Genomic DNA, 23,672 nt, shown 5'->3' with positions numbered 1-23,672 from the left:
GTCACACCTCGTCCTCATGCTGCAATTCAAACAGCAGCAGCGAACGCCCGGTGACGGCGTATTCGTGATCGAAATCGAAGCGCTCCTGGCCCCGCACCGCTGGCTGGTTGGTGTCGAGCATGCACGTCCAGAAGCCGCCATCCGGCACCGGTGGCAGGCGGAAATTAACCATGTCGTGGTGCGCGTTGACCACCAGCAACAACGTGGCATCGGCGCCTGGGCGGCGAATCCCGGTTTCTTGGGCGCGGCCATCCATCAACATGCCGAGGCAGCGGCCGTGGCTGTCCTGCCATTGTTCGATGGTCATTTCATCACCGCTCGGCGCGAGCCAGGTGACGTCCTTGACGCCGATGTCTTCGTTGTAGTCGCCCACCAGGAAGCGTCCGCGACGCAGGATCGGGTACGCCAGGCGCAGCTTGATCAGGCGCTTGACGAACTTGAGCAGGGCCTTGCCGTCTTCATCCAGTTCCCAGTTGATCCAGCCGATCTCGCTGTCCTGGCAATAGGCGTTGTTATTGCCGTGCTGGGTGCGGGCGAACTCGTCACCGGCCACCAGCATCGGGGTGCCCTGGGCCAACAGCAACGTGGCGAAGAAGTTACGCATCTGGCGCAGGCGCAGCGCGTTGATTTCCGGGTCGTCGGTGGGGCCTTCGACACCGTGGTTCCACGACAGGTTGTTGTTGCTGCCGTCCTGGTTGTTCTCGTCGTTGGCCTCGTTGTGCTTGTCGTTGTAGGACACTAAGTCGTGCAGGGTGAAACCGTCGTGGGCGGTGATGAAGTTCACCGAGCTGTATGGCCGGCGACCCCGCTGGTTGAACATCTCGCCCGAGGCTGTCATGCGCCCGGCGAAGTCCGCCAGTTGGCCGTCGTCGCCTTTCCAGAACGAACGGACGGTGTCGCGGAAACGGTCGTTCCATTCCACCCAGCCCGGCGGGAAGCCGCCGACCTGATAGCCGCCGGGGCCACAGTCCCACGGCTCGGCAATCATTTTCACCTGGCGCAGCACCGGGTCCTGGCGGCAGGCCACGAGGAAACTGTGGCGCTCGTCGAAACCGTCGCGGTAGCGGCCGAGAATGGTTGCCAAGTCGAAGCGGAAACCGTCGACGTGCATTTCGGTGGCCCAGTAACGCAACGAGTCCGTGACCATCTGCAGCACACACGGGTGGCTCAGGTCGAGGGTGTTGCCGGTGCCGGAATCGTTGATGTAGAAGCGCTTGTCATCGGGCATCAGGCGGTAGTACGAGGCGTTGTCGATGCCGCGCATGGACAGGGTCGGACCTTGCTCGTTGCCTTCGGCGGTGTGGTTGTAGACCACGTCCAGAATCACTTCCAGCTTGGCTTCATGCAGGTGCGCAACCATCTCCTTGAACTCGGCGATCTTGCCGCTGGCCAGGTAGCGCGGGTCCGGGGCAAAGAACGCAATGCTGTTGTAGCCCCAGTAGTTGGTCATGCCTTTTTGCAGCAGGTGCTGGTCGTTGACGAAGGCGTGCACCGGCAGCAGTTCCACCGACGACACACCCAACTGGCGAATGTGCTTGAGCACATCGTCAACCATCAGCCCGGCGCAGGTACCGCGCACTTCTTCAGGCACCGAAGGGTGGCGCATGGTGATGCCGCGCAAGTGGGTTTCATAAATGATCGTGCGGTCCCACGGCGTGCGCACCGGCTGGTCGTTGCCCCAGGTGTGGGCCGGGTCGATGACTTTGCACTTGGGCACGAAGGGCGCGCTGTCGCGTTCGTCGAAACTGAGGTCGGCGTCCGGATGGCCGATGGTGTAGCCAAACAGGGCTTCGGACCATTTGAGTTCGCCCACCAGCTGTTTAGCGTAGGGGTCGATCAGCAATTTGTTGTGGTTGAAGCGATGACCATTGGCCGGGTCATAAGGACCGTACACGCGGTAGCCGTAGATCAGTCCCGGGTGGGCGTCGGGCAGGTAGCCGTGGAAGGTCTCGTCGGTGTACTCCGGCAGTTCGATGCGCTCCAGCTCGACTTCGCCGCTGTCGTCGAAGATGCACAGTTCGACTTTGGTGGCGTTGGCCGAGAACAGCGCAAAGTTGACCCCCAGACCGTCCCAGGTCGCGCCGAGGGGGAAGGGCAAACCTTCACGAATCCGCGACGGCTCGTTTTCCGGCGTCGAGTTGGGCTTGTTGGGTTTGCTCATTGAGATGCTCCTGCAAAAGGGTTTTTCCGGGCCGAACGAGGCCTTGCCGGCGTGAAGCCGGAGAGAAATCGGTGGTTGGATGGCCTCCTGCGGTGCGGGCGCACGCGCAGGAGGATCTTCGGGTCAGGGTGCCTTTGGCTTCTTCGCCGCAGGTTTCTTCGCTGCTGGCGCAGCGCTTGGCTTGGCGGCCGGCTTGGGCGCTGGCGGCTTGGGTTTAGGCTTGGCCTTGGCGGCGGCCTTTGGCGCTTTGGATGGCGTCAACGCTTCGGCTTCCGCCAGTTTGCGCGCCATTTCCCAGTGTCGCGCGTCCTCGCCGTGGGGTTTACCTTCCGACTCCCAGATCTGATGCGCCAGTTCGCGTATGCGTTTGTCTTCAGTACTCATCGCAATGCTCCTCACAGAAAATTTCAGCTTTCTTGATCATCAGGATTGATAAAGACATTGACCGGGAAGTCCCCCAGGGCAGCGCTGATCATGAGCTCCTTGTTTGGTGTGACTGCGCCTGTTCGGAAAAGTCCCTTCCAATTTTGGGTTGATGCGGCGAACGGTAATCGGACCCGGGTATCGCCCCAAATCTGCGCGTTGACCAGGGGATACACACCGTTTTCAAGCAGCTGGTGAGGCCAGCGTGGCACCACCACCAGCAGCTGTTTGCCCTGGTATTCCCGGTAGAAAGCGACCACCCGTTCGGCATGTTCGCCCACCACTTCCAGAGGCTCGTAGGTGCCCTGGCGAAACAGTTGCGGATGCACCTTGCGCAACCCCAGGACCTGGCTGATCAACGCCTGTTTTATACGCCCGTCATGCCAGTTGAACATCAGCTCGCCGATGTCCGGCGGCGTGTGCAGCCCCTGTTGGCGCGCGTGATAGTCCACCGGCCGGCGGTTATCAGGGTCTACCAGAGTGAAGTCCCAGAACTCATCGCCCTGATACAGATCCGGCACGCCCGGCACGGTGAGGCGAAGCAAGGATTGCGCCAGCCCGTTGAGGGCGCCTGCGGGGGCGATGGCCCGGGCGGCTTCGCCGATGGCGTCGCGCAAGGCCTTGCCGGAATCTTCCAGCAGCAGCCGCGAAAGGAACGCTTCGACCCCTTGTTCATACAGCTCGTTGGGCGCACTCCAGCTGCTCTGCAGCTTGGCTTCGCGCAGGGCCTTTTGTTGCCACTGCCAGAGGCGCTGGTGATAGTCCGCCAGGCCCTCGGTATCGTCACGATGCAGGTCCAGGGGCCAACTGCCCAGCAGTACCTGATAGAGGATCAACTCGTCACCGGCTGAGGGGGTGCTGGCATCGCTGCGCAGGCGGGTGGCGAGGGGGCGCCATTGCTCCACTTGCTCGACATACCAGTCGGCGGCCTCGCTGAGTACGGCCAGGCGCGCGCGGGTATCTTCGCCGCGCTTATGGTCGTGGGTGGCGGTGGCCAGCAGGTTGTCGGGGAAGGTGCGCAGGCGCTGTTGATTCACTGCGTGGAAGTCTTCCAGCGGTGCGCTGAACTGTTCGGTGCTGAAGCCCACGTCGTTGCGCGACAGCAATACGCCGGAGCGATAGAACGCGGTGTCTTCCACCGCCTTGGCCGCTGCCGGCGAGGTCAGTTGCTGGAAGCGTACGCAGGCGTGCTTGAGCATCTTGCGTTCGCGGCCCAAGGGGCGGTCGCGCCAGGGTTGGCCGCCGAGCCATTTTTCCAGGTAATCAAGCACCGGCCAGTCACCTTCGCTCAAGGTGCTGCGGGCGCCGGCCAGGGCTTGCAGGAAAAACACGTCATCCAATTCACTGCGGCCCCGGGCGCTGATGTAGGTGCGGTACACCGGGAAGTGCACGATCAATTCCTGCAACGCGCGGCGGATCGCACCCAGGGTCAGGTCGCGGCTCATCACATCGTCCCGGGCCACTTGCAGCAGGGCCTGGGCCACGCTTTCAAAATCCCCGGCCAGGGAGCCGTTGAGGATCTGCTGACGGGCCAGCCAGGCTTCTTCGATAAACGACGACGGGCGTTCGGTGTGGCGGGTCCATAACTCGGCCAGGGGTTCGAAGCCTGTGGGGTCGTGTTGCAGCAATGACAGCTGGTTCATGAATTCATAGCCGGTGGTGCCGTCCACCTGCCAGTCTTCGCGCAAGGTTTCACCTTCGCCGAGGATCTTCTCGACGAAGATCGGCAAGTGTCGCCCACCGGCCAGGGAGTCCACGCGGCGGCGCAGTTTGCGGCAGTAACCGCGCGGGTCGGCGAGGCCGTCGATATGGTCGATACGCAGACCATCGATCAGGCCTTCGCTGATCAACTGGAAGATCTTGCCGTGGGTCGCCTCGAACACCGCGCTGCGCTCAACCCGCAGGCCGCCCAGCTCGTTGACGTCGAAGAACCGCCGCCAATTGATATCGTCCGCCGCCGTGCGCCAGCTGGCGAGGCGGTAGCTTTGTTGTTCCAGCAGGTGGTGCAGGCGGGCAAACCCTTCGGGCTGGCGCGCGTCGTAGAGGTTGAGATTGTCTTCGATGGCCTCGAGGGTTTTCGGATCGCGGGCAGCCTCGACCAGCTCCTGTTTCAGCGCGGCGGCCTGGAGGTAGGCGTCTGGCTGGTAGGCCAGGCCGCTGAAACGGTCAGCCAACGTCTTGATCGGCAGCAATTCGCCAAAATCTCTTGGGCAGATCGGGAAGCGATGTTCGTAATGCTCGACATAGAAGCTGCCGTGTCGCGGGTCGAAACGCAGGGGCAGGGCACCGGTTTGCAGGGCTTCGCCGTAGTCGCTGCCGAGGAACGGCATCAGCAATTGGCCCTTGAGCAGCGGGTCTGGCGAGTGCCATTGAATGTCGAAGAACTCGCTGTAGGGACTCAGGCGGCCCCATTCCAGCAGGTCCAGCCACCACCGGTTATCGGAGCCGCCGACGGCCATATGGTTGGAGACGATATCGAGGATCAGCCCCATGTCATGCTCGCGCAGCGCTGCTACCAGCCGGCGCAGCGCCGGTTCGCCGCCCAGTTCGGGATTGACGGTGGTGGGATCGACCACGTCATAGCCGTGCATGGAGCCGGCACGGGCGCTCAGCAGCGGTGACGCATAGAGATGGCTGATGCCCAGCTCGGCGAAGTACGGCACCAGGGGCACGGCGTCGTTGAGGGTGAAGCCCTTATGAAATTGCAGGCGCTGGGTGGCCCGTAGCGTCAATGGCTTCATCGGTCACGCTCGTGGGCCTGGATGCGCGCCACGGCCAGCAGTTCAAGGCGGCGGGCGGCGTTTTCATCATCGAGCAGGGTGGCTGCATCGCCCGCCAGGCGACGGCGCCAATTCGGATGGGTGTCGGTGGTGCCGGGCAGGTTGGATTGCTCTTCATCCCCCAGCGCGTCCTCCAGCGGCAGCAACACCAAGGGCGCACGGGTGTGGCCCAGGTAGCGCACGCTGGCGTCGATGACGTGGTCGGTTTCGTTGCGCACTTCGTCGGTGAAGTTCTGCGGGTCCTGGCTCAAGGCTTGGCGCAACGCCTGGCGTTCCCGCAGGCGGTGCTCGCTCCATTGTTCGACGGTGGGGGCATCGATCAGGCCCAGCTGGATATTCCAGTCGATGTCGCGGCTGTGCCACCAGCCGTTGAGGGTTGGCAGGTCGTGGGTGCTGGTGGTGGCCAGTGCGTTGTCCGGCCAATCCAGAATCGGCTTGAACTGGCCGTCGTGGTCTTGCTCGAACAGCAGCACGCGCATGCCAAGGATCGAGCGGGCGATGAGTTTTTCCCGCAGGCCGTCGGGCACGGTGCCGAGGTCTTCACCGAGAACGATTGCCTGGTGTCGGCTCGATTCCAGCGCCAATAAGCGCAGCAGGTCGTCCACCGGGTAATACAGGTAGGCACCTTCGCGCGGTGAGGCATCCATCGGGATCACCCACAGGCGTTGCAGGCCCATCACATGGTCGATGCGCAAGCCGCCGGCATGGGCGAAGTTGGCACGCAGCATTTCGATGAATGCGCGAAAGCCATTGCGTTTCAGGCCTTCGGGAGAGAACGCGGAAATGCCCCAGCCCTGGCCGGCGCGGTTGAGGATGTCCGGTGGCGCGCCCACGGTGAGTTCCGCCAACAGTTCATCCTGGCGGCTCCAGGCCTGGCTGCCGCCGCCGTCTGCGCCCACCGCCAGGTCGGCGATCAAGCCGACGCCCATGCCACTGCCGCGGGCCGCTTGTTGCGCGCGTTCTAAGCAACGGGCGATCAGCCATTGGCTGAAGGCGTAGAAGCCGATTTCATTCCGATTGGCTTCGGCAAATTGCACCAGCGCCGGGCTTTGCGGGCTCTGCCAATCCTCGGGCCAGTGGCGCCAGTCGAGGCTCTCGCCGTTGGCCACACGTTCGGCCTGCACCGCTTCAAAGCGGCAGTGGTTTTCCAGGGCTTCGCCGCCGGCCTGGCGGAAGCTCAGGAAGTCGGCGTGTTGCGGGTGGTCGCCCTGACGGAAGTCTTCATACAGGGTGCGCAACAAACGCTGCTTGGTTTTGGCGGCAGATGGCCAGTCGATCAGGCTTTGTTGTTCCAGGTCATTCAGCTCGTCGGCCAGGCCGCTGGCTTCGATGGCGATTTGCACCGCGCGCTCACCGAGGATGCAGCCGGGGGAGGCGTACAGGCTGTTGAGGAACAGGCGGCTGGACGGGGAGTACGGGCTGAAGCGCTCGGTGTCGGCGCTGAACATGGCGTGCATCGGGCTGATGGCCAGGGCATCGGCACCGCGTTCGGCGGCAGAGCGGGCCAGTTGCTCCAGGGCCTGAGTGTCGCCAAAGCCGCCGTCGCCGCTGCGTCGCAGGGAATACAGTTGGGCGCTCAGGCCCCAGGCGCGGGCGGTCTCGGTGTCGACCGCTTCAGCAACGGTGTAGCAATGAGTCGGTGCCACGGCCAGGGTGAAATGCTGGTCGTCGATATGCACTTGTTGGTAGCCCACCGGAATCGATCCGGGCAACACCGCATTATCGTCCAGGCGCAGGTCCAGCACGCTGTCGTCTTCGAGGTGAATCTGGCACGGCGTGCCGGGGGCGAAGTAGCGCGCCAGGTCCAGACCCGCGCCGCTGTCGACGGTCATCAGCGGCGGCAGGTGCTTGTCTTGTTGCACGCGCTCCAGGTCTTGCAGGCTGGCTTCGATCTCGGCATCGGTGTCGGCCGGGTGGCCCAGGCCTTTGAGCACGGCGCGCAGGGCGTCGGCTTTGACATGTTGCGGGCGGCCATTCGCGTCGATCCAATCGACGGCCAGGCCCGCTCGGCTGGCGAGTATTTCCAATTGCGCGTCGCTCAAGGGTGCTCTCCAACAGGGGAATGGGTGAGGCTGACGCGGGCACTGAAGGGGGCCAATTGTTCGGTCCCGCTGGCCTGCGTCACAAATAGGAGGTGCTCGGCGGTCGGGTAGTTCAGAGAATCGGCGCTCAGGTTGAGGTCGATCTGCAACAGGCCGCCATTGCCCAGTCGCCAACGCGCCGTGACTGCGCCCGCCGCCAGCACTTGCGCACCCAAGGCGATGCTGCCGGGCAGGTGCGGCACGATATGTTGGTGGCGCAGGCTCAGTAGCTGACGGTAGAGCTGCGAGTCGCCGCAATCGGCGAGGGCGGGCGCCGAGCGGCGGAAGGTTTGCAGGGCGTTGGGGTCGGGAATTCGTTTGCGACGCTCGGGGTCGCTGAACGAGGCAAAGTCGGCAAACTCATTGCGCCGGCCTTCGCGTACCGCCTCGGCCAGTTCGCCGTGGTGATCGGTGAAGAACAGGAACGGCTCCTCGGCGTTGACTTCATCGCCCATGAACACCAACGGGATCATCGGCGACATCAGCAACAAGGTCGTCGCGGCACTCAAGGCCTGGGGAGAACAGAGTTGATGCAGGCGTTCGCCCAGGGCGCGGTTGCCGATCTGGTCGTGGTTCTGCAGGAACAGCACAAAGGCGCTGGGCGGCAGGTGGCCGCTGGGCTCGCCGCGTGCGTGGCCATGGCGCGTGGTGTGGCCCTGGTAGATAAAGCCTTCACTCAGGCAACGGGCCAGTTTGCCGGTAGGGTCTTCGGCGAAGTCGGTGTAGTAGGCATCGGTTTCGCCGGTGAGCAGCACGTGCAGGGCGTTGTGGCCGTCATCGTTCCACTGCGCGTCGAAACCGCGCTCCAGCAGGCTGGCCTGGTTGAATTCGTTTTCCAGCACCAGCCACACATGGCGGCCGGTGTCGACTTGCTGGCGTACTTTTTGCGCCAGCTCCTCAAGAAATTCGGGATCGTTGATGGCGTGCACGGCGTCCAGGCGCAGGCCGTCGAAGCGGTATTCCAGCAGCCACATCAGGGCGTTGTCGATGAAGAAATCCCGGACTTCCCGGCGGTCAAAGTCGATGCCGGCGCCCCAGGGCGTGTGCACGTCTTCGCGAAAGAAGCCTTTGGCGTAGGTGCCGAGGTAGTTGCCGTCGGGGCCGAAGTGGTTGTAGACCACATCAAGGATCACCGCGAGGCCATAGTGGTGCGCGCTGTCGATCAACTGTTTCAGTTGCTCGGGCGAACCGTAGGAGGATTGAGGGGCGTAGGGCAGGACACCGTCGTAGCCCCAGTTACGTTCGCCGGGGAACTGCGCGATGGGCATCAGCTCGATGGCGGTGAAGCCCAGTTCCGCGAGGCGCGGCAGTTGTTTCTCGACCTCGGCGTAGCCCCCCAGTACGCCCACGTGCAACTCGTAGATCACCGCTTCGTGCCAGGGCCGGCCTTGCCAGTGGCTTTGGCGCCACTGATAGGCCAAGGGGTCGACGACCACGCTGAAGCCGTGAACGTCCGTGGCCTGTGCCCGGGAAGCCGGGTCGGGAACGTCCTGTTCGCCGTCGATGTTGTAGCGGTAGCGTGTCCCCGGTGGACATTGCAGCTGCACCACAAACCAGCCATCGGCCTGGGGCAGCATCGCGACCGATTTACCTTCTTCAAATTCAACGCTGACATAAAACGCGTCTGGCGCCCACAAGGCGAAACGGGTGTGTTCCGCATCCAGCATGATCGCGCCGTGGGGCCAGGTTTCCAGAGTCCTTGACGGCATCTATGAAGACCTCTTTTTTACTGTTTCCCCGATCTTCCCAGCGCTTTCGCTACCAGTTGCTCATAAAGTTCGGCATAGGGTTCCACTGCCTGGCACCAGTTGAACGGTGCGGCCATGGCCCGGCAACGCATGGCGTTGAGCAAGCCTGGGAAGGCGAAAACCTTGAACGCGCGGCTCAGGGCCGCTTTGTAGCTTTCGACAGTGGATTCGTTGAACAGGAAGCCGGTGACGCCATTCTCGATGGTGTCGGCCAGGCCGCCGGTGTTGCGGGCGACCGGCAACGAGCCGAAACGCTGGGCGTACATCTGGCTCAGGCCGCAGGGTTCGTAGCGGGACGGCATCAACAGGAAGTCGCTGCCGGCGAACATGCGTCGGGCATCGGTTTCGTTGAAGCCAATGCGCACGCCGATCTGGCCGGGAAAGCGCAAGGCCAGGGCACGCATGGCTTGCTCTTCTTCCGGCTCGCCACGTCCAATGATCGCGATCTGGCCGCCGTTTTCGACAATAAAACTGGAGACTGCTTCGGTCAGGTCCAGACCTTTCTGATAGACCAGGCGCGACACCACGGCGAACAGCGGGCCGGTGGAGTCATCCAGGCCGAACAGGTTGCGTACATGGGCGGCGTTCTGTGCCTTGCCTTCCCAGTCACCGATGTTGAAAGGGTGAGTCAGGTGCGGGTCGGTGGACGATTCCCAGCTTTCATCAATGCCGTTGGGAATACCGCTGAGCAAGCCTTGCTGGGTCTTGCTGGCGAGGAAGCCATCCAGACCGCAGCCGAATTCGGGGGTGGTGATTTCCTGGGCGTACGTGGCGCTGACCGTGGTGATGTGGCTGGAATACGCCATGCCGGCCTTCAGGAAAGACAACTTGCCGTAGAACTCCATGCCTTCCTGTTGCAAGGCGTGTTCGGGAATCCCCAATTCCGGGCACGAGGCCAGGCTGACCACACCTTGGTAGGCCAGGTTATGAATGGTGAACAACGTCGGGGTGCGTGACCCGCGCCAGTGCATATAGGCCGGGGCCAGGCCGGCGGGCCAGTCATGGGCGTGCACCAGGTCCGGACACCAGTGGATTTGCGCCAGGTTGGCGGCAATATCGGCGGCGGCCAGGCCCAGGCGGGCGAAGCGGATATGGTTGTCGGGCCAGTCTCGGCCGTTGTTGGCGCCGTAGGGCGTGCCTTCGCGCTCGTAAAGCTCGGGGCAGATCAGCACGTAGATGACCAGGCCATCCTTGAGGTCCATGCGCCCGATCTTGCACGGCGGCAATGCAGCGTGGCCGCCCAGCTCACCGATGATATGGATGGGGTTGTCGCTGTCCAGCACCTGCGGGTAGCCGGGGATCAGCACGCGCACATCGTGCAGGTGCGCCATGGCGCGGGGCAGGGCAGCGGACACGTCGCCCAGGCCACCGGTTTTCACCAGATCGGCAATTTCGGACGTGACAAACAGCACTTTTTTGCGATTGGGATTGACACGTGGTACTGGCCGCACCGCGTTGGGAAGGTCAACCAAAGAGGTCGGCCCGCCAACCGGCTGACTAAAACGCTCTCCCTGAGTATCTACAGCGGCACTGATCATGGTTCTCTCCCGTGTTTTGGTCGGCTGATGGCATATGGCAATCAGCGAAGGTTGACCGCATCCTGCGGCCAGGCGCACAAGCGCTACACAGACTGGCAAGGCTTATGCCAGTTGTGCTGGAGTCTTAAATAGAGTGGATGGGCGGGCGTTCGGTGTGAACCGTCAGCGCTCGCCTTACCTTAAACCTGACCTGTGGCAGAGTTGGAAAGTTTCGATTTTTTGCGGGGTTTTTGTTTTGGATCGGACCCATCGGTCATGAGTCTAGGACAGATCCTAGAGCCTGTGGGGTCTGTGGGGTATTTTTGTAGGACAAATTTTTTTCATGAACGTCGTAGCAGCTGTCGAGCCCCAGCGAGGCTGCGTCGGGCGCGCTCCGGTTCAAGATCGGCAGTGCGCCCGACGCAGCCTCGCTGGGGCTCGACAGCTGCTACGGGGGAGTGGGAAGTGAAATGTGTGCACTAGCTTAGTGCGCGAAGGGGCACTCCTTTGGCCCACGCTTGGATGTCTTCGATCATCTGCTGGTAGAACTGGCGGTAGTTCTGCTCGCTGACGTACCCCACATGAGGCGTGGCCAAGACGTTGGGCAAACGGCGGAACGGGTGTTCGGCCGGCAGCGGCTCCTGGGCGTACACGTCCAGTGCCGCGCCTGCCAGGCGGCCACTGGCCAGCGCATCGATCAAAGCCGCTTCATCGACAATCGGCCCGCGGGCGGTGTTCACCAGATGCGCTGTAGGTTTCATCCAGCCCAACGCCTCGGCGTCTACCAGCCCGCGGCTGCGGTCGCTGAGTACCAGGTGAATCGACAACACATCCGCTTGCTCGAACAGTTCGCGCTTGCTGACCCAGGTCACGTCGGATTCGGCGGCGCGTTCCGGCGTGAGGTTCTCGCTCCAGGCAATCACACGCATGCCGAAGGCCTGGCCAAATTTGGCGACCTTCTGGCCAATGCTGCCCAGTCCGAGAATCCCCAGGGTCTTGCCGTGCAGGTCGCCGCCCAGGCCCACCTGCCAACCCCCGGCGCGCAGGGAGTTGGCTTCGGCCAGCAGGTTGCGGGTGGAGGCCATGATCAGCGCCCAGGTCAGTTCCGGGGCGGCATGCTTGTAACTGTCGGTGCCGCAGACTTGAATGCCCAAGGCCTTGGCTGCGGGGATGTCGATGGCGGCGTTGCGCATGCCGCCGGTCACCAGCAACTTCAGCTTGGGCAAACCTTGCAGGAGGGCCTGATCGAAAGTGGTGCGCTCGCGCATCACGCAAATCACCTCGAAGCCCTGCAAGCGTTCGATCAGCGTGGCAGTGTCCGCCGGGTAGTCGTGGAGGAAGTGCACCTGGCCGACCGACGCCAGGACTGACCAGTCCACTACGCCACTGGCCACATTCTGCCAATCATCAATCACTGCGATCTGTACCGACATGCACGCGTGCCTCGAAAAGGTTGGATTAAAGGGCGTTCAGCCCTTGCAACAGCGCCTTGTGAAACTGTGCCGGTTCTTCCATTTGCGGTGCGTGGCCCAGGCCCGGGAATTCCACCAGGGTGGCGTGGGGAATCAGCTTGGCCACTTGTTTGCCCAACACCGCATAGTTGCCGATCTTCGCCTTGACCGCCGGTGGCGCCAGGTCTTTGCCAATGGCGGTATTGTCGGAAGTGCCGATCAGCAACAGGGTGGGCATCTGCAGGTCCTTGAACTCGTAGTACACCGGCTGGGTGAAGATCATGTCGTAAATCAGCGCCGAGTTCCATGCTACCTGGGTGTGGCCGGGCCCTTTATTCATGCCGGCGAGCATATCGACCCAGCGGTCGTATTCAGGCTTCCAGCGGCCAACATAGTAGGTGTCGAGTTCGTACTGGCGGATGCCGTCGGCGGTCAGTTTCAACTCGCGCTCGTACCATTGGTCAACACTGCGATAGGGCACGCCAATGGCTTTCCAGTCTTCCAGGCCGATAGGGTTCACCAGTGCCAGCTGTTCGGTTTGCTGCGGATAGAGCAGGGCGTAGCGCGTCGCAAGCATGCCGCCGGTGGAATGGCCGAGGAGGGTGGCCTTCTGAATGCCGAGTTTTTCCAGGAGTTGGTGGGTATTGATCGCCAGTTGCTGGAAGCTGTACTGGTAATTGTCCGGCTTGCTGGAGGTGCAGAAACCGATCTGGTCGGGAGCGATCACCCGGTAGCCGGCGTCGCTCAGCGTCTTGATCGACTCTTCCCAGGTGGCGCCACAGAAGTTCTTGCCGTGCATCAGCACGATGCTGCGCCCGTTGGCCTTGCCTTTGGCCGGCACATCCATGTAGCCCATCTGCAGGGATTTACCCTGGGACTGGAAGGTGAAGTGTTCCACCGGGTAAGGGTATTTGAAACCTTGCAGTTCGGGTCCGTAGGTCGGGCCCTCGGTGGCGGCAAAAGCGGGAAGTGCGCTGCCGAGCAGCAGGCTGGCGACGCAGAGTGAGCGGATTTTGGACATGGGTACAGGCTCCGGGAACAGTGCCCGGATGCTGTGGCGAGGGGATTAACGGGAGATTAAATCCAGTGCAGGGTGAGCATGGCCAATACCCCGTAGCGCGCCCCTTTGGCGAGGGTCACCAGCAGCAGGAAACGCCAGAACGGCTCGCGCATGACCCCGGCCACCAGGGTCAGGGGGTCACCAATGATGGGCACCCAACTGAGCAGCAATGACCAATGGCCCCAGCGTTGATAGTGGGTACGGGCCTTTTCCAGATGCTTCGGACTCACCGGAAACCAGCGCCGCTCCTTGAACCGCTCCACCGAGCGGCCCAGCAGCCAATTCACCACTGAGCCCAATACGTTGCCAACCGTTGCAACGCCGAGCAGCAGCCACAGGCTGTAGTGCCCGCTGATCAACAGCCCCACCAGCACCGCCTCTGACTGCATCGGCAACAGCGTGGCGGCGCCGAAGGCGGCGAAAAACAGTCCCAGGTAACCGGCAAGCATCAATCAGCGTGCCGGATAGTCAGCCACTACCACGTCTTTGCCATCGCGAGTCAGGCCGATGACCTGGTAGGCATCGCTGCTGCCGTCCATTTCCATGCCCGGCGAGCCCAACGGCATGCCCGGTGCAGCAATGCCCAGCAAGTCGTCGCGCTTGCGCAGGGCCAGTACCTGATCGGCAGGCACATGGCCTTCGACGAATTTGCCGTCGATCACGCCGGTATGGCACGACGCAAGGCGCGGTGCCACGCCCAGGCGTTGCTTGACCTCGCTCATGTTAGCTTCCACATGGTCATTGACCTTGAACCCGTTGCTTTCCAGGTGGGCAATCCACTTCTTGCAGCAACCGCAATTGGCATCGCGGTGCACATCAATCGGGATCAGCTCGGCGGCTTGGGCCAGGGTACTCATGAGCAGGGCCGACAGCGCGGCCAGTCGCAAGGTGGTTTTCATCGTCATCTCGTCAGATAAAGGGCAACAGCCGGGCATTCTCCCTGCTTTTTACAAAAGGTTTCTTGCGGAGTGTTACGAAGTTTTACGAAGCACCGACAGCACCAGAATAACCGCCTGGTGCTGTCGGAAAGCTGAGAGGGAGATGACGGATTTGTCAGGTAGACGGGGATTCCAGGCGCTGCTTGAGTTGGTCAAGGGCCTGGTTGGAAAGCGCAATCATGCGCGCATGCAGGGTGGTCAGTTGCAGTTCGGTTTCATAGGTGAGGATCCGGGTAAACAAGGTGCCACTGCCTTGGGCCTGCAAGAAATAATGGATGCATCCGTCGACCGCCAGCGAAGTAAAGGCAGTCTTGAATTCCCGCGGTCGCAGCGCAATCTGCACGCGATAGCTCATGGGTACCTGCACACCCAGCAGGTCGATGGTCTCGGTAAAACGGTGGCCAGTGGGCAATGAGCCCGTGGTGCCGGTGTCGGCGCCCAGGGATGTCGGATGCCATTCATGCCAGCGATCCGGTTGGGTGACATAGTCGTAAACGGTTTCGATAGGGGCCTGGATATAGCGTTCCTGACTGATCCGCTCCAGACGGATCGGGTGCTCAACTGCGTGCATGACACACCTCCTGTGTGGCGGAGCGAACTGTCAGAATAGTCGGGCTCCCGCGCATTGCACGGGAGCTTTCAGGCTATTTTTTTAACGCACCTTGAAGCGTCCCATCAATGCAATAACCCGGCCATTGGCATCCAGCAGGCTCTGGGTGTTGTGTTCCGTGGCGTGGCCGCTTTGCACCAGTTCCTCGACCATATGGCGGATGTGCACCATGCTGCGGTTGATTTCCTCGGTCACCGCGCTTTGCTGTTCAGCCGCAGTAGCGATCTGGGTACTGAGGTTGTTGATATGGCTGACGGAGCCGGCCATCTCGTCCAGCCCCGTGTTCACCCGGGCCGTGGCGTCGGCCGCAGACTGGCAGCTGGCCTGGGTGGCTTCCATGGCGGTCACCGAAGAACTCACCCCGGTAGTCAGGCGAGCGAGCATTTCGTTGATCTGCGAGGTACTGGCCTGGGTACGGGCGGCGAGGGCGCGGACTTCGTCGGCTACCACCGCAAACCCCCGGCCCTGTTCGCCAGCCCGGGCGGCTTCGATGGCCGCATTGAGTGCCAGCAGGTTGGTCTGGCCGGCGATGGCGCCGATCACGCCGAGGGTTTCGGTGATGCGCGCGGCATCTTGGCGCATATTTTCCACGGTGTGGGTGGCGCTGGAGACTTCGCCGATCAACGCGCTGACACTGCGGGACGCTTCCCCGACCACCACCCGCGAACGGTCGGCATGTTCGTTGGCGCGCTGGGTGAACGCCGCAGTTTCGGCGGCGTTCTCGGCCACGGTATCGGCGGTGGAGCTCATTTCGGTGATGGCGGTGACGGTCTGGTCGGTTTCCGAGGCATGGCGCACCAGGATCTGGTTGGTCTGGGCCGAGGTCTGCTGCAACTGCGCCAGGCTCGACGACATGGCGCCGGTGGCCAGGGTCACTTCGCCGATCATGTTTTGCAGGTAGACGATAAAGCGATTCACCGAATGGCCAATCGCGCCCAGTTCGTCCTCGGCGCGGATGGTGATGCGCCGGGTCAGGTCGGCGTCGCCGTTGGACAGCGCGTCGATATTGGTTTTCAGCGCAGTCATCCGGTGTACCAGCTGGCGGATGGCGTACACCTGCAACAGCACCAGCAGCAGAATCATCGGGATTTGCAGCATCGCCAGGGTGCCCAGCACATCATCACGTTGGGCGGTGATCAGCGAAGTCGGCAGCGCAGTCGCCAGGAACCACGGGGTGCCCTCGATCGGGCGCATGAAGAAGGTGCTGGCCACGCCCTGGTTGTCGAACTCACTGCGCTGCAGGGATTGGTCGCGATGGGCCAGGCCGGCGCTGACCTGGGCGGCAAACGCCGAGGTGCCGGCCAGTTCGCTGATATTTTTCAACACCACCGGGCCGCTGATGCGCGTGCTGTTGCTGATGATCTTGCCGTCGCCTTCGACGATCAGCATTTGCGCGCCAAGGTCTTTTTCCTTGCTGGCCACCAGGTCGTTGAAGAAGCCCAGGGTCACGTCGATGGTGGCGACGCCGTAAGCCGCGCCGTCGCGCTGGATGGCCATGGCACAGTTGGTGCGCGGTTCCTGACTGGCGTCATCCTTGTAGGCCGCGGCCCAGGCACATTGGCCGCGCGGCGACGCGAGGCCGCCTTTGTACCAGCTCTGGTCGTAGTAGTTGGGGGCCGCGTCGCTGTTCCAGAACGTATTGACCGCCAGCTTGCCCGAGGCATCGCGGTGCCAGAAGGTACTGTGCTTGTTGCGTCCCGGGGTGCGTTGGTTGGGCAGGGGCCAGATGCCGCCGCCAAATACTTTCAATTCGCCGTACTGGTCCACCAGGCCGGGCAGCACCTTGTCGATGGCGTCGCTGTCCAGCAGCGGGATGGTTTGGGTGATGCTGCGTTGCTGGGCCTGGACCTTGTTCAGTTCGCCCTGGATCTGCTCGGCCACTTCGGCAATGCGATTGAGGGCCACCTGTTCTTCGGTGTGGCGCAGCTTGGGGGCCACCAACTGTCCGATGCCCACGACCGTCAATACGAATAACAACAGGACGAACAGCACCAGAAACAGGGTGTAGCGAGTTTGGATAGAGCGCAATGAGGGCATGGGGTCGTCCTTACGAAGCGTTTATTGTGCGACGCGGCTTTGTTAGAGCTTCGAAGGGCTATCGGCTTGGGAAGGGCGAGCTTTAGGTACTATCGTGCAAGAAAACCCAGGGCAGGGATTTAAGGCGCGGAGCTGGCGAGCCAGCCCCGGTCCAGAGTGGCAGGATTATTTGTCCAGCATCTGCATAACCGCTTCCGGGTAACGCAGCCCTGCCGTTGCATTGGCCGGGAAGATCGCCTCCAGCGCCGCCAACTCGGCCGGGCTCAGCTTGACCTCCAATGCCGCGACGTTCTCTTCCAGATACTTGCGTTGCTTGGTCCCCGGGATCGGGATCAGGTAATCCCCTTGCGCCAGCACCCAGGCCAACGCCAGTTGCCCGGCCGTCACGCCCTTGTCGGCAGCCAGGGCTTGTACCTGGTCCACCAGCAGAAGGTTCTTCGCAAAGTTCTCGCCCTGGAAACGCGGGCTGAAGCGGCGGTAATCATCCGCCGCAAAATCATCCGGGCTTTTCAGCGCGCCGGTCAGGAAGCCACGACCCAGTGGGCTGTAAGGCACAAATGTGATCCCCAGGCGTTGGCAGGCCGCGAGGCAACCGTTGTCTTCCTGGTCGCGGCTCCACAGCGAATATTCGCTTTGCAGGGCGCTGATGGGATGTACTTTGTGAGCGCGTTGGAGGGTGGCCGCCGACGCTTCACTCAGGCCCAGGTAACGCACCTTGCCTTGCTTGACCAGTTCGGCCATGGCGCCGACGGTTTCTTCAATCGCCACGTCAGGGTCGATGCGGTGCTGGTAGTAGAGGTCCAGGGTTTCCACGCCGAGGCGTTTCAGGGTGCCGTCGATGGCGTTGCGAATGTACTCCGGACGGCCATTTACTCCACGCAACGCCGGGTTCGCCGGGTCACGCACGATGCCGAACTTGCTGGCGAGAAAGACCTGGTCGCGCTTGCCGGCGATGGCTTTGCCAATCAGTTCTTCGTTGGTATGAGGGCCGTACATGTCGGCGGTGTCCAGCAGGTTGATCCCCAGTTCCAGGGCGCGGTGCAGAGTGGCGATGGCTTCGGCGGTGTCGGTGCCGGTGGTATAGAAATCGGTCATGCCCATGCAGCCGAGGCCGATGGCGGACACCTGGGGACCGTTTTTACCGAGTTGACGTGTGTGCATGGGTCCAGCTCCTGTGTGGGAAGGGCTCCATTGTTGCCCTCGACAAAAGCGGGATAAACCGGCTAAAACCACTATCACTATTATGAAATTCTAAATAATCCCTGAAGGATGTCGGCCCGTGGACCGTTTTAATGCGATGCGAGTGTTCGTGCGGATTGTCGAACTGGGCGGGTTTGCCAGGGCGGCCGACAGCCTGCAACTGCCGCGCGCTTCGGTGACCATCCTGATCAAGCAACTGGAGACGCACCTTGGGGTGCAACTGTTGCAGCGCACCACGCGCCAGGTCAGCCCGACCCTGGACGGTGCCGCCTACTACCAGCGTTGCGTGAGCCTGTTGGCGGACCTTGAGGAAACCGAGGCGGTGTTCTCCACCAGCCGCCGCAACCCGCGCGGCACGTTGCGTATTGATATGCCCTCCGGGATCGGGCGGTTCCTGGTGATTCCGGCAATGCCCGAGTTCACCACGCGTTACCCGCAGATTGATCTGGAAATCGGCCTCAACGACCGCCCGGTGGACCTGATCCGTGAAGGCGTGGACTGCGTGTTGCGCGGCGGCCTGGCGCTGGACGAGTCACTGGTGGCCCGGCCGCTGGCATTGATGGATCAGGTGACCTGCGCCAGTCCCGGGTACTTGCAGCAGTTCGGCGTGCCATCGACGCTGGATGAGTTGGGCGGCCATCAAGTGGTGGAGTATTTCTCCAGCACCAGCGGCAAACGTTATGGCCTGGAGTTTCAGATCGGCGACGACATCCGTCTGGTCGACCTGCCCAAGCAAGTCGCGGTCAACAGTGCCGATGGCTACCTGGCGGCTTGTGAAGCGGGTTACGGCCTGGTGCAGACGCCTTACTACCACGCCGTTCGCCAGTTGGACGCGGGCACGTTGGTGGAGGTGCTGGCGCATCAGCCGCCGCCGAAGTTGCCGCTCACCGCGTTGTACCCGCCCCATCGCCAGCTGTCGCAACGGGTGCGGGTATTTGTCGATTGGCTGGTGGAGCTTTGCGCCCGGCCGGGCAACGGGTTGCAGCGTCAGCCTTGAGCCTTGCGGTAGGCGCCGGGCTGGATGCCGGTGACTTTATGGAAGGCGCGGGTAAAGGCGGCGACCGATTGATAACCCACGGCGAGGGACACGTCTGCCACCGTCTGGTCTTGCTTGAACAGCTGGCAGGCGTGGCGCACGCGCATCATCAACAGCACTTGCCCCGGCGACTGCCCGCACAGTTCATTGAAGCGCTTGAAGAACGCCGAGCGGGACAAACCGGTGCAGGCTGCCATGCTTTCCAGGGTCCAGGGATCGGCGGGGCGTGCAATCAACTGTTCCAGCAGGTTGGCAAACGCCGGTTGCCGGGCCAGCGCTGCAAGGCCGCCGAGGTCGGTGTTGTCCAGCACCTGTTGGCGTAGCACGTACAAGAACAACAGGTGGCAGAGGCGCTCCAGCAGGGAGGGCGAGGGCGCCGGCGTGCGCTCGCATTCCTGCAGGATCAGTTCGAACAGGTTGCGCGCGGCGGTCAGCGAAGGGTCACCGGCCCGCAAAATGATCCAGGCGGGCAGGGTGTCGACAATCATCGCCGACAGTCCGGACTGGAAATGAAAGAACCCGCACACCAAACCCACGCCGTCATTCGCCTGGCTGTCCAGTGGCACCATTGGCTTGCGCGGGCACTCCTGGGCACCGGCGGCGGTGCCATCGCTGGACAAGCGGTACGCGAGATCCCGCAACAGGAACACCGCATCGCCGTTGTTCAGTGGGTAAGGGGTCGGGTCGCCATCGATGTGCATCCAGCACTGCCCTTGCACCACCAGATGAAAACTCGCGCTCGCCAGGCCGTGGGTGCTGGCGTGCCAGTCGCCGCAGTAACGGCCGACGTGAAACAGACTGGTGTTGAGTTCGAGGCTATCTAATAACCAATCGACGAGCGAACTGGACGAATTCATCTAACGGAAAGACTCTAGAGCAAGTAATCGCTACTTTAGACTATTGAGCGGATTTTTTATAACCAACAGACTTGGTACACGATTCCATGAGGAGACCACTCCATGTCCCGCGTACCGATGCTAACCCTGGAAACCGCCCCTGAAGCGGCCAAGCCCTTTCTGGAAAACGCCCTGAAGGGTTCCGGGTTCATCCCCAATCTGTTGGCGGTGCTGGCCAATGCCCCGGCGGCACTGGAAACCTACATCACTGTCTCCGGCCTGAATGCCAAATCCGACCTGAGCCTGGCCGACCGCGAAGTGGTGCAACTGATTGCCGCCACGAACCACGGTTGCGATTTCTGCGTCGCCGGGCACACTGCCGTAGCGCGCAACAAGGCCAAGCTGCCGGAAGACGTGATCGACGCCCTGCGCCAACGCGGCGAACTGCCCAACGAGCGTTATGAGACACTGGCCGCGTTCACCCGTGAAGTGATCGCCACCCGTGGGGATGTCAGCGACGCCGGCTACACCGCGTTCCGTGAGGCGGGCTACACCGATGGTCATGCGCTTGAGGTTATTCTGGGCGTCAGCCTGGCCACCCTGTGCAATTTCGCCAACGTGTTTGCGCGGACTCCGCTCAACCCGGAGCTGGCGCAGTACCGTTGGGAAAAACCGGCAAGCTGAAGGCGCGCAAGCGTTCGCGATGTAAACATGCTGTAACAAGGAGAAACATGAATGCTTGACCCAATCTTGAGCCGTTGGCTCGATGTTCAAGCGCAGGCCCTGGATGTGGGCAGTTGCGATCCGCAGGAAGTGCTGCCACGGCTGGCAGAGGCCAATGTATTACGTATCGGTGTGCCCAAGGACCTCGGCGGTCTGGGCGGCGATGTCACGGGCGCGATAGAGGCCATCGCCGATGTGGCCAGTCATTCCCTGGCGTCGGCGTTTGTGTGCTGGGGCCAACGCTCGTTTATTGAATACCTGCTGCAAAGCCCGAATCAGCGCCTGCGTGAGCAACTGCTGCCGGACCTGCTGAGCGGCAAGCTGGCCGGGGCCACCGGGCTGTCCAACGCGATGAAATTTTTGTCCGGCATCGAGTCGCTGCAAATCAGCGCCGAGCCGACGGATGACGGCTGGAACCTCAATGGCCGCCTGCACTGGGTGACCAATCTGCGCAAGAACGGGTTTGTGGTGGCCGCCGCTATCGAGCATGCCCAGGGTGGCGCGCCGTTTATCCTGGCGATCCCTGACTCAGTGTCCGGCCTGCAACGTTCCCGTGACCTGGAACTGTTGGGCCTGCAATCGAGCAATACCGCAGCCCTCGGCTTTGAGGCCGTGGAGCTGAGCCGCGACTGGTTGTTGCATGAGGATGCACGCAAGTTCCTGCCGGCCGTGCGCCCGGCGTTTCTCGGCTTGCAATGCGGCATGTCCATCGGCCTGGCGCGACGCTCGCTGGCGGAGGTGGCCAATCACCTGGGCTCCAGCCGCACCGTATTGCGTGAAGAGCTGGAAGTGCTGCGCACCTCGCTGGAACAGGCGGTCAACGACCTCAAGAAAGGTTTGCTGAGCGGCCGCTTCGGGACCGAGCCGGTACCGTTGTTCCGCCTGCGCATTGCTCTCGCGGAAATTGCCGCCAGCGCCGTCCAACTGGAGCTGCAAGCCAGCGGTGGCAAGGCCTACCTGACTGCCCACGGCAGCGGTTTCGCCCGGCGTTGGCGCGAGTCGGCGTTTGTGCCGATCGTGACCCCGAGCCTGGTGCAGTTGCGCACCGAGTTGAACCGTCAGGCCAATCTATGAGCCAGGCGGTACTGCATGCCCAGGGAATTTGCCTGGGCTATGGGGGCAACTCGGTGCTGGAAGGGTTCGACCTGCAATTGCAGCCCGGCGAAGTGGTGTCGATCCTCGGCCCCAGCGGCGTTGGCAAGTCCAGCCTGCTGCGGGTGCTTGCCGGTTTGCAGGCGCCCCAGGGCGGCAGCATTCACCTGCTGGGCGAGCCGTTGAATGGCCCGCATCCGCGGGTGGCGGTGGCGTTCCAGGACCCCAGCCTGTTGCCGTGGTTGAGCCTGGAAAAGAACGTCGCCTTCGGCCTGGACTTTGCCCGCCAACCGCACCTCAGTCCTGAAGAACGACGCAACCGGGTCGACCACGCGATCCATGCAGTGGGCCTGGAACATGCCCGGCAGCAGTTCCCGGCGGCGCTGTCCGGCGGTATGGCCCAGCGTACGGCGCTGGCCCGCTGCCTGGCCCGCCAGCCGCAGGTATTGCTGCTGGACGAACCCTTCGGTGCCCTGGATGAAGTGACCCGTGCCGACATGCAGCACCTGCTGCTCAAGGTCAATCGCGAGCAAGGTTCGGCCGCAGTGCTGATCACCCACGATATTGACGAAGCGCTGCTGTTGTCCGACCGGATTCTGCTACTGGGTAACCGCCCGGCGCGGACCCTCGGCGAATGGCGCATCGACCTGCCGCAACCGCGAGAAGAACAGGTGGAAGCCATCGGCACCCTGCGCATCGACATTCTCAAAACCCTACGGCGGGCGAGCCGCACCGAACCCCAACCCCCTGAACTGCTGGAGCCTTGCCATGTGTCTGGATGACCTCACTCACTCGCGCCGTGACTTTCTCAAACTCTCGGCCGTGCTCAGTGCCGCCGGTGCCTTGCCACTGCTCAGCAGTTTGCAGGCTCGCGCGGCCAGTGAGCCGGACGCACCGGTACGCATCGGCTACTTGCCGATCACCGACGCCACGCCGCTGCTGGTGGCCCACAACAACGGGCTGTTCGAAGCCGAAGGCATCAAGGCCGAGCGCCCGGTGTTGCTGCGCAGTTGGGCCCAGGTGATCGAGGCGTTTATTTCCGGCCAGGTCAACGTGATTCACCTGTTGTCGCCGATGACGGTTTGGGCGCGTTACGGCAGCAAGGTCCCGGCCAAGGTCGTGGCCTGGAACCACGTGGGCGGCTCGGGTTTGACCGTGTCCCCGGGCATTACCGATGTGAAGCAACTGGGCGGCAAGTCGGTGGCGATTCCGTTCTGGTACTCGATCCACAACGTCGTGGTGCAGCAGCTGTTCCGTGACAACGGCCTGATCCCGGTGGCCCGTGCGGCGGGTAGCGCGATTGCCGCCAACGAGGTCAACCTGATCGTGTTGCCGCCCTCGGACATGCCGCCGGCCCTGGCCAGCAAACGCATCGACGGCTACATCGTCGCCGAGCCGTTCAACGCCCTGGCGGAAAACCTCAACGTGGGTCGGGTGCAGCGCTTTACCGGCGACGTGTGGCGCAACCACGCGTGCTGCGTAGTGTTCATGCACGAGCACGACCTGACCAACCGCCCGGAATGGTCGCAGAAGGTGGTGAATGCGATCGTCAAGGCCCAGGTCTGGACCCGCGACAACCGTGAAGAGGCGGTGAAACTGCTGTCCAAGGACGGCGAAAATCGCTACACCCCGCATGCTGAACCGGTGCTGCGTAAAGTCCTGGCACCGGCTGCCAGCGACCGTGCGGCGTACCTGGCCGACGGCGCGATCCAGCACGCCAACTGGGACGAGCACCGTATCGACTTCCAGCCGTATCCATTCCCCAGCTACACCGAGGAACTGGTGCGTCGCCTGAAAGACACGCTGATCGAGGGCGACAAGAAATTCCTCGCCGACCTGGACCCGGCGTTTGTCGCCAAGGACCTGGTGGACGACCGCTTCGTGCGCAACGCCATCGCAGCGGTGGGCGGCATGAAGACCTTCGGCTTGCCGGAAGGCTTCGAGCGGCACGAGGAGATTGGCGTTTGAATAATGGCAAA

General features: G+C 62.6%; 19 protein-coding genes. 5 read left to right on the top strand and 14 right to left on the bottom strand.

All coding sequences use genetic code 11. The features are described from left to right. Window position 1: 1 nt before the first annotated feature. From glgX to BLU46_RS01215, 13 genes are all read right to left on the bottom strand, one after another. The gene (gene glgX / locus BLU46_RS01275) at window positions 2-2,161 is read right to left on the bottom strand and encodes a glycogen debranching protein GlgX (protein ID WP_003207536.1); all 2,160 of its coding nucleotides are present in this window, start codon (window positions 2,159-2,161) and stop codon (window positions 2-4) included. A 123-nt stretch (window positions 2,162-2,284) separates the two neighbouring features. Further along, window positions 2,285-2,545 carry a DUF2934 domain-containing protein gene (locus BLU46_RS01270; protein ID WP_093197492.1) on the bottom strand — a complete coding sequence of 87 codons (261 nt, stop codon included), beginning with the start codon at window positions 2,543-2,545 and terminating at the stop codon, window positions 2,285-2,287. Window positions 2,546-2,568: 23 nt separating this feature from the next. Further along, window positions 2,569-5,325: a malto-oligosyltrehalose synthase gene (locus tag BLU46_RS01265; RefSeq protein ID WP_093197487.1), complete on the bottom strand. Its 2,757-nt coding sequence runs from the start codon at window positions 5,323-5,325 to the stop codon at window positions 2,569-2,571. Further along, window positions 5,322-7,406 (bottom strand): 4-alpha-glucanotransferase, encoded by a 2,085-nt coding sequence (gene malQ / locus BLU46_RS01260; RefSeq protein ID WP_093197482.1) that lies wholly within the window; start codon window positions 7,404-7,406, stop codon window positions 5,322-5,324. The genes BLU46_RS01265 and malQ overlap by 4 nt, the downstream gene beginning before the upstream one ends. Further along, the gene (treZ, locus tag BLU46_RS01255) at window positions 7,403-9,154 is read right to left on the bottom strand and encodes a malto-oligosyltrehalose trehalohydrolase (protein WP_093197477.1); all 1,752 of its coding nucleotides are present in this window, start codon (window positions 9,152-9,154) and stop codon (window positions 7,403-7,405) included. Before treZ ends, malQ begins: the two co-directional genes overlap by 4 nt. Window positions 9,155-9,171: 17 nt before the next feature. Further along, on the bottom strand, window positions 9,172-10,731 hold the full coding sequence (glgA, locus tag BLU46_RS01250; protein WP_063030711.1) for a glycogen synthase GlgA: 1,560 nt from the start codon (window positions 10,729-10,731) through the stop codon (window positions 9,172-9,174). A 458-nt stretch (window positions 10,732-11,189) separates the two neighbouring features. Further along, entirely contained in the window at window positions 11,190-12,143 is a 954-nt protein-coding gene (locus BLU46_RS01245) for a D-2-hydroxyacid dehydrogenase family protein (protein WP_093197473.1), read from the bottom strand. Between the two features lie 25 nt (window positions 12,144-12,168). Beyond that, window positions 12,169-13,182, bottom strand: a complete 1,014-nt coding sequence (locus BLU46_RS01240; RefSeq protein ID WP_093197467.1) for an alpha/beta hydrolase — start codon at window positions 13,180-13,182, stop codon at window positions 12,169-12,171. Window positions 13,183-13,238: 56 nt separating this feature from the next. After that, on the bottom strand, window positions 13,239-13,670 hold the full coding sequence (locus tag BLU46_RS01235) for a YqaA family protein (RefSeq protein WP_063030705.1): 432 nt from the start codon (window positions 13,668-13,670) through the stop codon (window positions 13,239-13,241). A gap of 3 nt (window positions 13,671-13,673) precedes the next feature. Then, window positions 13,674-14,120, bottom strand: a complete 447-nt coding sequence (locus BLU46_RS01230) for a DUF411 domain-containing protein (protein ID WP_093210056.1) — start codon at window positions 14,118-14,120, stop codon at window positions 13,674-13,676. A 154-nt stretch (window positions 14,121-14,274) separates the two neighbouring features. Then, complete coding sequence (locus tag BLU46_RS01225; RefSeq protein ID WP_063030703.1) at window positions 14,275-14,730, bottom strand: SRPBCC family protein; 456 nt, start codon at window positions 14,728-14,730, stop codon at window positions 14,275-14,277. Between the two features lie 81 nt (window positions 14,731-14,811). Next, window positions 14,812-16,806 carry a methyl-accepting chemotaxis protein gene (locus tag BLU46_RS01220; RefSeq protein WP_063030701.1) on the bottom strand — a complete coding sequence of 665 codons (1,995 nt, stop codon included), beginning with the start codon at window positions 16,804-16,806 and terminating at the stop codon, window positions 14,812-14,814. 165 nt (window positions 16,807-16,971) lie between these two features. Then, window positions 16,972-17,967 carry an aldo/keto reductase gene (locus BLU46_RS01215; protein ID WP_093197462.1) on the bottom strand — a complete coding sequence of 332 codons (996 nt, stop codon included), beginning with the start codon at window positions 17,965-17,967 and terminating at the stop codon, window positions 16,972-16,974. 118 nt (window positions 17,968-18,085) lie between these two features. Between BLU46_RS01215 and BLU46_RS01210 the strand changes: the two genes are divergently transcribed. Next, a complete protein-coding gene (locus BLU46_RS01210; RefSeq protein WP_093197458.1) occupies window positions 18,086-19,003 on the top strand; it encodes a LysR family transcriptional regulator in 918 nt (305 codons plus the stop codon). On the opposite strand, the gene BLU46_RS01205 is transcribed toward BLU46_RS01210, so the two are convergent. Continuing rightward, complete coding sequence (locus BLU46_RS01205) at window positions 18,994-19,899, bottom strand: AraC family transcriptional regulator (RefSeq protein ID WP_093197453.1); 906 nt, start codon at window positions 19,897-19,899, stop codon at window positions 18,994-18,996. The two genes, BLU46_RS01210 and BLU46_RS01205, sit on opposite strands and share 10 nt — an antisense overlap. A gap of 102 nt (window positions 19,900-20,001) precedes the next feature. Between BLU46_RS01205 and BLU46_RS01200 the strand changes: the two genes are divergently transcribed. From BLU46_RS01200 to BLU46_RS01185, 4 genes are read left to right on the top strand one after another with little or no spacing between them, the layout of a single operon-like run. Beyond that, the gene (locus BLU46_RS01200; RefSeq protein WP_003207562.1) at window positions 20,002-20,562 is read left to right on the top strand and encodes a carboxymuconolactone decarboxylase family protein; all 561 of its coding nucleotides are present in this window, start codon (window positions 20,002-20,004) and stop codon (window positions 20,560-20,562) included. Between the two features lie 51 nt (window positions 20,563-20,613). Continuing rightward, window positions 20,614-21,675: an acyl-CoA dehydrogenase family protein gene (locus tag BLU46_RS01195; protein ID WP_017477604.1), complete on the top strand. Its 1,062-nt coding sequence runs from the start codon at window positions 20,614-20,616 to the stop codon at window positions 21,673-21,675. Continuing rightward, on the top strand, window positions 21,672-22,475 hold the full coding sequence (locus tag BLU46_RS01190; RefSeq protein ID WP_063030693.1) for an ABC transporter ATP-binding protein: 804 nt from the start codon (window positions 21,672-21,674) through the stop codon (window positions 22,473-22,475). The genes BLU46_RS01195 and BLU46_RS01190 overlap by 4 nt, the downstream gene beginning before the upstream one ends. Beyond that, window positions 22,462-23,661, top strand: a complete 1,200-nt coding sequence (locus BLU46_RS01185) for an ABC transporter substrate-binding protein (protein ID WP_093197448.1) — start codon at window positions 22,462-22,464, stop codon at window positions 23,659-23,661. The genes BLU46_RS01190 and BLU46_RS01185 overlap by 14 nt, the downstream gene beginning before the upstream one ends. Window positions 23,662-23,672: the final 11 nt, after the last annotated feature.

This window comes from Pseudomonas yamanorum (assembly GCF_900105735.1).
GTDB lineage: Bacteria > Pseudomonadota > Gammaproteobacteria > Pseudomonadales > Pseudomonadaceae > Aquipseudomonas > Aquipseudomonas yamanorum.
The sequence above is the reverse complement of the archived record's forward strand: the minus strand, read 5'-3'. Positions and strand labels throughout refer to the sequence as shown.